We start from the raw sequence: 10,506 nt of genomic DNA, 5'->3' as shown, positions 1-10,506 counted from the left end.
AACCAGTTTTTTTGGAGAGTTTGATCCTGGCTCAGGACGAACGCTGGCGGCGTGCTTAACACATGCAAGTCGAACGATGAACTCCAGCTTGCTGGGGGGATTAGTGGCGAACGGGTGAGTAACACGTGAGTAACCTGCCCTGGACTCTGGGATAACCCCGAGAAATCGGAGCTAATACCGGATAGGACCCTGGACCGCATGGTTCGGGGTGGAAAGTTTTTTCGGTTTGGGATGGACTCGCGGCCTATCAGCTTGTTGGTGAGGTAATGGCTCACCAAGGCGTCGACGGGTAGCCGGCCTGAGAGGGTGACCGGCCACACTGGGACTGAGACACGGCCCAGACTCCTACGGGAGGCAGCAGTGGGGAATATTGCACAATGGGCGCAAGCCTGATGCAGCAACGCCGCGTGCGGGATGACGGCCTTCGGGTTGTAAACCGCTTTTAGTAAGGAAGAAGGGGCCTTCGGGCTTTGACGGTACTTGCAGAAAAAGGACCGGCTAACTACGTGCCAGCAGCCGCGGTAATACGTAGGGTCCGAGCGTTGTCCGGAATTATTGGGCGTAAAGAGCTCGTAGGCGGTTTGTCGCGTCTGCTGTGAAATCCCGAGGCTCAACCTCGGGCCTGCAGTGGGTACGGGCAGACTGGAGTGCGGTAGGGGAGAATGGAATTCCTGGTGTAGCGGTGGAATGCGCAGATATCAGGAGGAACACCGATGGCGAAGGCAGTTCTCTGGGCCGTAACTGACGCTGAGGAGCGAAAGCGTGGGGAGCGAACAGGATTAGATACCCTGGTAGTCCACGCCGTAAACGTTGGGCGCTAGATGTGGGGACCTTTCCACGGTTTCCGTGTCGTAGCTAACGCATTAAGCGCCCCGCCTGGGGAGTACGGCCGCAAGGCTAAAACTCAAAGGAATTGACGGGGGCCCGCACAAGCGGCGGAGCATGCGGATTAATTCGATGCAACGCGAAGAACCTTACCAAGGCTTGACATAACCGAGAACGCCGCAGAAATGTGGAACTCTTTGGACACTCGGTTACAGGTGGTGCATGGTTGTCGTCAGCTCGTGTCGTGAGATGTTGGGTTAAGTCCCGCAACGAGCGCAACCCTCGTCGCATGTTGCCAGCACGTCATGGTGGGAACTCATGTGAGACTGCCGGGGTCAACTCGGAGGAAGGTGGGGATGACGTCAAATCATCATGCCCCTTATGTCTTGGGCTTCACGCATGCTACAATGGCCGGTACAAAGGGCTGCGATGTCGTAAGGCGGAGCGAATCCCAAAAAGCCGGTCTCAGTTCGGATTGAGGTCTGCAACTCGACCTCATGAAGTCGGAGTCGCTAGTAATCGCAGATCAGCAACGCTGCGGTGAATACGTTCCCGGGCCTTGTACACACCGCCCGTCAAGTCATGAAAGTCGGTAACACCCGAAGCCGGTGGCCTAACCCCTTGTGGGAGGGAGCCGTCGAAGGTGGGATCGGTGATTAGGACTAAGTCGTAACAAGGTAGCCGTACCGGAAGGTGCGGCTGGATCACCTCCTTTCTAAGGAGCAACTCGGAGTCTTTCGGGGCTTCGCAGTGCATGCCGGATCAGACCGAACGTGTCTGCCGGCTGCTCATGGGTGGAACATTGACATAGGCATCAGCTGAGTCGTCCTGGTTCTAGTACGCCGTCTCTTTCGGGGGGTGGTTGGAACGGGTCGGGGTGAGGGGGTTGGTGCGTGCACGCTGTTGGGTCCTGAGGGACCGGGCGCATCCCCTGACCTGTGGGTCGGGGGTGGTTTGGACTCTTCAGGCCTTCACCGAGACCGACCTGTGTGGTTGGTGGGTGTGGGGGTTCTGGCCGTCTGTTGAGAACTACATAGTGGACGCGAGCATCTTAGATTGATGCCCCTTCGGGGGTGTTGATCACAATAGGTGAAACGCTGAAGAGCATCCTTTCGGGGGTGTTGTTCGGTGTTCACTGGTCAATTTCGCATCTGTGCCCTTTCGGGGGTGTGGGTGTGCGATTCGAACTCATGTGATTTCAAGTTTCTAAGAGCAAACGGTGGATGCCTTGGCATCTGGAGCCGAAGAAGGACGTCGTAATCTGCGATAAGCCTCGGGGAGCTGATAAACGAGCTGTGATCCGAGGATTTCCGAATGGGGAAACCCCGCCGGGCCCTTTGGGTGACCTGGTGACTCCCGCCTGAATGTATAGGGCGGGTAGAGGGAACGTGGGGAAGTGAAACATCTCAGTACCCACAGGAAGAGAAAACAACCGTGATTCCGTGAGTAGTGGCGAGCGAAAGCGGAAGAGGCTAAACCGGTCATGTGTGATACCCGGCAGGGGTTGCATGGTCGGGGTTGTGGGACCTCTCGGACTGTACTGCCGTGCAGTCGCGGTGACGCGTCAGGTATAGACGAACCGGATTGAAAGCCGGACCGGAGTGGGTGTGAGTCCCGTAGTCGAAATGCCTGGCCGGCCGGAGAGGGATCCCAAGTAGCACGGGGCCCGAGAAATCCCGTGTGAATCTGTCAGGACCACCTGATAAGCCTAAATACTCCCAGATGACCGATAGCGGACAAGTACCGTGAGGGAAAGGTGAAAAGTACCCCGGGAGGGGAGTGAAATAGTACCTGAAACCGTTTGCTTACAAACCGTCGGAGCCTCCTTGTTGGGGTGACGGCGTGCCTTTTGAAGAATGAGCCTGCGAGTTAGTGATCTGTGGCGAGGTTAACCCGTGTGGGGTAGCCGTAGCGAAAGCGAGTCTGAATAGGGCGTTTCAGTCGCAGGTCCTAGACCCGAAGCGAAGTGATCTATCCATGGCCAGGTTGAAGCGACGGTAAGACGTCGTGGAGGACCGAACCCACTTCAGTTGAAAATGGAGGGGATGAGCTGTGGATAGGGGTGAAAGGCCAATCAAACTTCGTGATAGCTGGTTCTCTCCGAAATGCATTTAGGTGCAGCGTTGCGTGTTTCTTGCCGGAGGTAGAGCTACTGGATGGCCGATGGGCCCCAAAAGGTTACTGACGTCAGCCAAACTCCGAATGCCGGTAAGTGAGAGCGCAGCAGTGAGACGGTGGGGGATAAGCTTCATCGTCGAGAGGGAAACAACCCAGACCACCGACTAAGGTCCCTAAGCGCGTGCTAAGTGGGAAAGGATGTGGAGTTGCACAGACAACCAGGAGGTTGGCTTAGAAGCAGCCACCCTTGAAAGAGTGCGTAATAGCTCACTGGTCAAGTGATTCCGCGCCGACAATGTAACGGGGCTCAAGCACGCCACCGAAGTCGTGGCATTACCGCATTCGATAGGCCTTCGTGGTCCAGTCGTGGTGATGGGTAGGAGAGCGTCGTGTGGCGAGTGAAGCGGCGGTGTGAACCAGCCGTGGACGCCACACGAGTGAGAATGCAGGCATGAGTAGCGAAAGACGGGTGAGAAACCCGTCCTCCGGAAGACCAAGGGTTCCAGGGTCAAGCTAATCTGCCCTGGGTAAGTCGGGACCTAAGGCGAGGCCGACAGGCGTAGTCGATGGACAACGGGTTGATATTCCCGTACCGGCGAAGAACCGCCCACACGAGACCAGGAGTGCTAAGCATCCTAATCCATGCACGATCCCTTCGGGGTGACGCGTGGGGCGGCATGCGACCCCGTCTGGTGGAGTGAGCGTATTAACAGGTGTGACGCAGGAAGGTAGCCGAACCCGGGCGATGGTTGACCCGGGGCAAGCGTGTAGGCCGAACCGTAGGCAAATCCGCGGTTCACGAGGCTGAGACGCGATGCGGATGAAAAGTTGGTGATCCTATGCTGCCGAGAAAAGCATCGACGCGAGGTTCCAGCCGCCCGTACCCCAAACCGACTCAGGTGGTCAGGTAGAGAATACCGAGGAGATCGAGAGAATCGTGGTTAAGGAACTCGGCAAAATGCCCCCGTAACTTCGGGAGAAGGGGGGCCCGAAGCGTGAACCCACTTGCTGGGGGAAGCGTGGAGTGGCCGCAGAGACCAGTGGGAAGCGACTGTTTACTAAAAACACAGGTCCGTGCCAAGTCGCAAGACGATGTATACGGACTGACGCCTGCCCGGTGCTGGAAGGTTAAGAGGACCGGTTAGCCGCAAGGCGAAGCTGAGAATTTAAGCCCCAGTAAACGGCGGTGGTAACTATAACCATCCTAAGGTAGCGAAATTCCTTGTCGGGTAAGTTCCGACCTGCACGAATGGCGTAACGACTTCCCAGCTGTCTCAACCGCGAACTCGGCGAAATTGCATTACGAGTAAAGATGCTCGTTACGCGCAGCAGGACGGAAAGACCCCGTGACCTTTACTACAGCTTGGTATTGGTGTTCGGTGTGGCTTGTGTAGGATAGGTGGGAGACTTTGAAGCGGGCACGCCAGTGTTCGTGGAGTCATTGTTGAAATACCACTCTGGTCACTCTGGATATCTAACTTCGAACCGTGATCCGGTTCAGGGACAGTGCCTGGTGGGTAGTTTAACTGGGGCGGTTGCCTCCCAAAAAGTAACGGAGGCGCCCAAAGGTTCCCTCAACCTGGTTGGCAATCAGGTGGCGAGTGTAAGTGCACAAGGGAGCTTGACTGTGAGACTGACAGGTCGAGCAGGGACGAAAGTCGGGACTAGTGATCCGGCAGTGGCTTGTGGAAGCGCTGTCGCTCAACGGATAAAAGGTACCTCGGGGATAACAGGCTGATCTTGCCCAAGAGTCCATATCGACGGCATGGTTTGGCACCTCGATGTCGGCTCGTCGCATCCTGGGGCTGGAGTAGGTCCCAAGGGTTGGGCTGTTCGCCCATTAAAGCGGTACGCGAGCTGGGTTTAGAACGTCGTGAGACAGTTCGGTCCCTATCCGCTGCGCGCGTAGGAAATTTGAGAGGATCTGACCCTAGTACGAGAGGACCGGGTTGGACGAACCTCTGGTGTGCCAGTTGTTCCGCCAGGAGCACCGCTGGTTAGCTACGTTCGGGATGGATAACCGCTGAAAGCATCTAAGCGGGAAGCCGGCCTCGAGATGAGATTTCCATCCCTTCGGGGGAGAGGCTCCCAGCCAGACGACTGGGTTGATAGGCCGGATGTGGAAGACAGGACTAACGACTGTCGCAGCTGACCGGTACTAATACGCCGATAACTTGACAATCACTACACACAACCATGTTTGCAAAGGCTGGGTTGTGTGGCCGACAAGATTGCTCGCGTCCACTCTGTGGTTCCCAACAGACGGAAACCCAACAACACCACACAGACAACACCCCAACCCCCCGACCACCCGCGGTCAGGGCGAACGGGGTGCCGAGACCACCAACACCACACCCAAGAGTGTGCCCCTGTTGGTTCTAGAGTTTCGGCGGCCATAGCGCGAGGGAAACGCCCGGACACATTCCGAACCCGGAAGCTAAGACTCGCAGCGCCGATGGTACTGCAGGGGCGACCCTGTGGGAGAGTAGGACACCGCCGGACATCCATTCGAAGAGAGCCGCCCAAGGTTGGGCGGCTCTCTTCGGTTTAACGCCTCCATCTTCGGTACCCAAGCGTCCGTCCGCACGGGAGTAGTCAAGCCCGGCGCCGGTCGGCGGCATCCGTCCTACGCTGAGAGCATGCCGAACCGCCTGAAGGACGCGCTGAGTCCATATCTCCGCGCCCACGCGGACAACCCCGTCGACTGGTTCCCCTGGGGCGAGGACGCGTTCGCCGAGGCGCGTCGGCGAGACGTGCCCGTGCTCGTCTCGATCGGCTACGCCACCTGCCACTGGTGTCACGTCATGGCGCGCGAGAGCTTCAGCGATCCGGAGACGGCTCGCCTCATCAACGACTGGTTCGTCGCCGTCAAGGTCGACCGCGAGGAGCATCCCGAGGTCGACGCGAGTTTCCTCGCCGCGGCATCCGCCTTCACACGAGAACTGGGCTGGCCGCTCACCGTGTTCGCCACGCCCGAGGGGCGCACGTTCTACGCGGGCACCTACTTCCCGCCCCGCGGCATCCGCGGCGTGCCGGCGTTCCCCGACGTGCTCGCGGCCGTCGCCGAGGCATGGCGCGAGCGACGCAGCGACCTCGACGAGACCGCGAATGCCGTCGCCACGGCGCTCGACGCGGCATCCGTCGCCGACACGGCCGGAGACCTGCCCGATCGGGCGCGCCTGGAGTCGGCGGCCGCGGTGCTCGCCGCCGACGAGGACCGGGTGTACGGCGGGTTCGGACGCGCGCCGAAGTTCCCCGTCGCACCGGTGCTCGAGTTCCTCACCGTAGCGGGACCCGAGGCGCGAGCCCTGGCGACCCGGACACTCCAGCGCATGGGCGCCTCGCCGCTCCGCGATCCCGTGGAGGGCGGCTTCTTCAGGTACGCGACTCGCGCCGACTGGAGCGATCCGCACTACGAGCGGATGCTCACCGACAACGCGCTCCTCCTCGGCGTCGCCGCCGAGCTCGGTCGTGGGGAGGCGCCACCCGACTTCGTCGCACCGCTCGCCGGGGGCGTCATCGGGTTCCTCGTCGAGCGCATGCAGCTCGCCTCGGGCGGGTTCGCGAGCGCCCAGGACTCCGAGAGCATCATCGACGGCGAGCGCAGCGAAGGCGGGTACTACCGTCGCGACGCCGCAGGACGCACGGGGCTGCAGCCCCCGGCCCTCGACACGAAGGTGCTGACGGGCTGGAACGGGCTCGCCATCGGCGCGCTCGCGCGGGCGGGGTTCGTGTTCGGCCGTGCCGACGCAGTGGCGGCTGCGCGACGGGCGGCCGACTACCTGCTCGATCACCACCGACGTGCCGACGGGTCGCTCGTGCGTGCGTCGCTCGACGGCGTGCTGTCGTCGGCGACCGCGACGCTCGAGGACTCGGGCATGCTCGCGGGCGGCCTGCTGGAGCTCGCCGCCGCTACGGGTGAGGCCGGGTACGCGACGGCCGCCCGCGAACTCATCGACCGCGCAGCACGTTCGGCTCCGGCCGATGCGGCGATGCCCTTCGCCGCGCCGGCCGGGGGCGACCCCGTACTCGTCGCGCGTGGACTCGCGCTGCCCCCGGATCCCGCCGAGGGGGCGACGCCATCGGGTGTCACGGCATGTGCCGATGCAGCGCGGCGGCTGTACGCGCTCGGCGCAGGCGACCGGTATCTCGAGCTCGCCGAACGCGCGATGCGATCGGTCGCCGGCATCGCCGTCGAACGGCCCATCGCGTTCGGCGGGGCACTCGCGGTCATGGCGCGGCTCGCGGCGCCGCTCGTGCAGCTCGTCACCGTCGTGCCCGACGCCGACCCCGGTGCGGAAGCCGGGCCGGGGTCGGACGCGCTCATCGATGAGACGCGTCGGCATGAGGCATCCATCGCCGCGGTCGTCACCGAAACGCACGCGCGCGAGCTCGCCGCGGCGGGGTTCGAGTTGTTCGAGGGACGCGTCGCATCCGGCCGGAGGCCGACCGCCTACCGTTGCCACGCATTCGTGTGCGCACTGCCGGTGCACGGCGCCGGGGAGCTCGTGGAACTCGCAGACCGCCGCTGATCCGTACGATGGACGGGTGAGCGAACGGAACGGAACCTCGGCAGGCGGCATCGTCGGGGCGCTCGTCGTCGACGCGGTGCTCGTCATCGCGTTCGCCGTGATCGGCCGCGCGAGTCACGCCGAAGGGCTCACGCTCGCCGGGCTCTGGGGCACGGCGTGGCCGTTCCTCGGAGGGCTCGTGCTCGGCTGGGTCGCGGCGCGGGCGTGGCGGCATCCGCTCGCTGTCTGGCCGACCGGGGTCGTCATCTGGGCGGCGACCCTCGTCGTGGGCATGCTGCTCCGCCTTGCCGGCGGGCAGGGCACGGCCGTCGCCTTCATCGTGGTCGCCGGCCTGACACTCGGACTGTTCCTCGTCGGCTGGCGGGCCGTCGCCGCTCTGGCGCGACGGCGGAGCACCGCGGTGCGCTAACGGGCCAGCCGGTCGAGGCGGTCGAGCAGCGACCACACGGCGGTGCTGAGGTCGGGATGGTCGAGGGCAATCTCGCGGAGCAGCTCGTACTCGAAGCGCGCCGCATCGCCACGACGGGCCGTCGGGTGGTAGGCCCGAGCACGAACCAGGCTCCATCGGTCGGAATGGAGGCGCTCCTCGCGAAGCGTCGCCACGACCTGTTCATCGACCGAGGGGAGCTCTGGGAGGAACACCCACGGGTCCTCGCCGAGCCGGCAGCGCAGTTCGATGAGCGCGGCGAGTTCGTCGCGCGCGTCCTGCCGCAGGCGTTCGAGCGTCGATGCCTCGGCCATGTCGCGACCTCCCCTCGCTGATTCGATCGTAACCAACGCTACGCGGACCGTGTGACGTGCGGGTTACACCGGTCGTCGTCAGATGGACGGCGGATGACGCGCGCGTGACCATCTCGAGCCGGCGCACTGCGGTTGAATGGTGCGGTGAACGACGTGACCGACCCGACGACCGATCGACGGCGCGCCGCCGAGCTCGTGGCTCGGCTCCGCGCCGACCTCGAGACGGCCGGTTTCAGCGTCGACGCGCTCGACGCGCTCTGGGGCGCGGATGCCGCGGCCGCGCTGCATCGTGGCGAGCGCGTGCCGGCGCGCCGCGTGCTCGACGCCCGACGCGCGGGCCACGGGGCATCCGCCGGCCTGGCCACGCTCGCCGAGCTGTTCGTGCTCGGCCTGCCCGTGCCCGTCGAGGACGCGGCGGGAGCGCTGCCGTCACTCGGGCTCGAGGGCGCCGCCGAGCTGGGCCTCGTCGCACGCGACGCGGGCGGTGCGTCGGTGCGCGCCCGGCTCGACCTGCGACCGTACGCGTTCACCGACGGATACGGCGCGGGGCACTGGTGGATCATGTCCGACCTCGGGGAACTCGCGCTCGGCGGTCCGCTCGGCGAGCAGCATGTGCTCGGTGTCGGAGGAGCATCGATGACGCTGTCGGGGCTCATGCTGCCGACCCGGGCCGAGCGAGTGCTCGACCTCGGCACCGGCTGCGGCATCCAGGCCATGCACGCATCGCGGTTCGCCTCGCACGTGGTCGCCACCGACATCTCCGAGCGGGCGCTGCGGCTCGCGCGACTCAACCTCGAGCTCAACGGCATCGACGGCGTCGAACTCCGGCTCGGCAGCCTGTTCGAGCCGGTCGAGGGGGAGTGGTTCGACCGCATCGTGTCGAATCCGCCGTTCGTCATCACGCCGCGAGCGGCCGGCGTGCCCGAGTACGAGTACCGCGACGGCGGGCTGGTCGGCGACGCCATCGTCGAGGCGGTGATGCGGGGCGCCGCCGAGCACCTGCACCCCGGCGGCGTGGCGCAGCTCCTCGGCAACTGGGAGTACCGCGACGACGATGACGCGCTCGACCGAGTACCGGGATGGGCGGGCGAGCTCGACCACTGGATCGTCGAGCGTGAGGTGCAGCGGGTCACCGAGTACGCCGAGACCTGGATCCGCGACGGCGGCACCCGTCCGGGCACGGCCGACTTCGACCGCCTCTACGACGCCTGGCTCGACGACTTCGAGCGCCGCGGGGTGCGCGAGATCGGGTTCGGGTACGTGCTGCTGCGGCGCCCGCCCGATTCCAGCGCCGAGCGGGCGCCGCTCGCCAGGGTCGAACGCCGGCACGGGCCGCTCGGCGCCAGCCCCGGCGGACTGGGCGTGCACCTCGCCGAGTGCCTCGCGGCACACGACCGGCAGGCGTCGCTCGACGATGACGCGCTCTCGGCCACCCGGCTGACCGTCGCCGGTGACGTGACCGAGGAGCGCCACTACTGGCCGGGCGACGACGACCCCACGGCCATGCTGCTCCGGCAGGGCGGAGGCTTCGCGCGCGTGATCGACCTCGACACCGGGCTGGCCGCCCTCGTGGGAGCGTGCGACGGCGAGCTCACGGTCGGCGCGATCGTCGCGGCGATCGCGCAGCTCCTCAAGGTCGACGAGGCGGCGCTCGCCGCCGACGTGCTGCCGGCCGTGCGTGCGCTCATCGACGACGGGATGCTGCGGCTGCCGACCGACTGAAGGGCCCGCGTACGCGAGAACGGCCGGCGGCGGCGGCTCGGGGCATCCGCCGCTCAGACCGTGCCGGCGGGCGGCCAGACGCCGATGATGAGCGCCATGACGACCGTCGTCACGAGCTCGTGCCCGATGTTCACGATGGTGAGCCCTGCGGGCCGGCCCTCGAACGCGTCGTGGGTGATGAAGCGCGCCGCGGTGAAGCCGGCCCACAGCAGGATGCCGGTGAGGAGCGCGAGCAGCAGGTAGCTGCCGCCGAACGCCAGCCAGGCCACCTGCGTCGCGAGCGCGAGCACCCACGCCGAGATGAAGCTCACGATGATCGTGGTCACGATCGGCGCCACCGCGCTGCGATCGCCGACGTCGACTCGGGCCACGCGCATCCAGTAGTTGCCGAACACCCGCGGCGTGTACCAGATGGAGCCGATGACCATCGTGGAGATCGTCGCGATCACGACGGCCCAGTAGTTCACGTCGATGAGCATGCCGCTGCCTCCCCCCGCGCGGCACGGCCGCGCCTGCCCGGAGTCTAGCGTCGAGCCCCGCGCGAGCACGGGAGCGCCACGTCTCGGCG

5 protein-coding genes and 3 rRNA genes are annotated in these 10,506 nt (G+C 64.6%); 6 read left to right on the top strand and 2 right to left on the bottom strand.

Annotation, left to right across the window (positions count from 1 at the left end; all coding sequences use genetic code 11):
• Nucleotides 1-8 precede the first annotated feature (8 nt).
• The 5 genes from ACVFI9_RS14450 (at nt 9) to ACVFI9_RS14430 (ending at nt 7,884) form a co-directional block, all read left to right on the top strand.
• A 16S ribosomal RNA gene (locus ACVFI9_RS14450) occupies nt 9-1,540 on the top strand.
• A gap of 481 nt (nt 1,541-2,021) precedes the next feature.
• A 23S ribosomal RNA gene (locus ACVFI9_RS14445) occupies nt 2,022-5,125 on the top strand.
• A 203-nt stretch (nt 5,126-5,328) separates the two neighbouring features.
• A 5S ribosomal RNA gene (rrf, locus tag ACVFI9_RS14440) occupies nt 5,329-5,445 on the top strand.
• The 16S, 23S and 5S rRNA genes sit together here, the layout of an rRNA operon.
• Nucleotides 5,446-5,582: 137 nt before the next feature.
• A complete protein-coding gene (locus ACVFI9_RS14435; RefSeq protein ID WP_474762902.1) occupies nt 5,583-7,475 on the top strand; it encodes a thioredoxin domain-containing protein in 1,893 nt (630 codons plus the stop codon).
• Between the two features lie 16 nt (nt 7,476-7,491).
• On the top strand, nt 7,492-7,884 hold the full coding sequence (locus ACVFI9_RS14430; protein WP_474762901.1) for a DUF3054 domain-containing protein: 393 nt from the start codon (nt 7,492-7,494) through the stop codon (nt 7,882-7,884).
• Here the strand turns inward: ACVFI9_RS14430 and ACVFI9_RS14425 are convergent.
• Nucleotides 7,881-8,216 carry a hypothetical protein gene (locus ACVFI9_RS14425; RefSeq protein ID WP_474762900.1) on the bottom strand — a complete coding sequence of 112 codons (336 nt, stop codon included), beginning with the start codon at nt 8,214-8,216 and terminating at the stop codon, nt 7,881-7,883. The two genes, ACVFI9_RS14430 and ACVFI9_RS14425, sit on opposite strands and share 4 nt — an antisense overlap.
• A gap of 153 nt (nt 8,217-8,369) precedes the next feature.
• Between ACVFI9_RS14425 and ACVFI9_RS14420 the strand changes: the two genes are divergently transcribed.
• Entirely contained in the window at nt 8,370-9,938 is a 1,569-nt protein-coding gene (locus ACVFI9_RS14420) for a DUF7059 domain-containing protein (RefSeq protein ID WP_474766275.1), read from the top strand.
• Nucleotides 9,939-9,991: 53 nt separating this feature from the next.
• On the opposite strand, the gene ACVFI9_RS14415 is transcribed toward ACVFI9_RS14420, so the two are convergent.
• Nucleotides 9,992-10,417 (bottom strand): DUF1761 domain-containing protein, encoded by a 426-nt coding sequence (locus ACVFI9_RS14415; RefSeq protein WP_474762899.1) that lies wholly within the window; start codon nt 10,415-10,417, stop codon nt 9,992-9,994.
• Nucleotides 10,418-10,506: the final 89 nt, after the last annotated feature.

It is taken from the genome of Agromyces sp. NSFZ (genome assembly GCF_056156205.1).
Note: the sequence above shows the minus strand (reverse complement) of the source record. Positions and strands in the feature narration are given on the sequence as shown.

Coding starts and splice junctions, on each gene's coding strand:
- ACVFI9_RS14425 (WP_474762900.1), bottom strand. CDS start 8,216: ATGGCCGAGGCATCGACGCTCGAACGCCTGCGGCAGGACGCGCGCGAC.
- ACVFI9_RS14415 (WP_474762899.1), bottom strand. CDS start 10,417: ATGCTCATCGACGTGAACTACTGGGCCGTCGTGATCGCGACGATCTCC.
- ACVFI9_RS14435 (WP_474762902.1), top strand. CDS start 5,583: ATGCCGAACCGCCTGAAGGACGCGCTGAGTCCATATCTCCGCGCCCAC.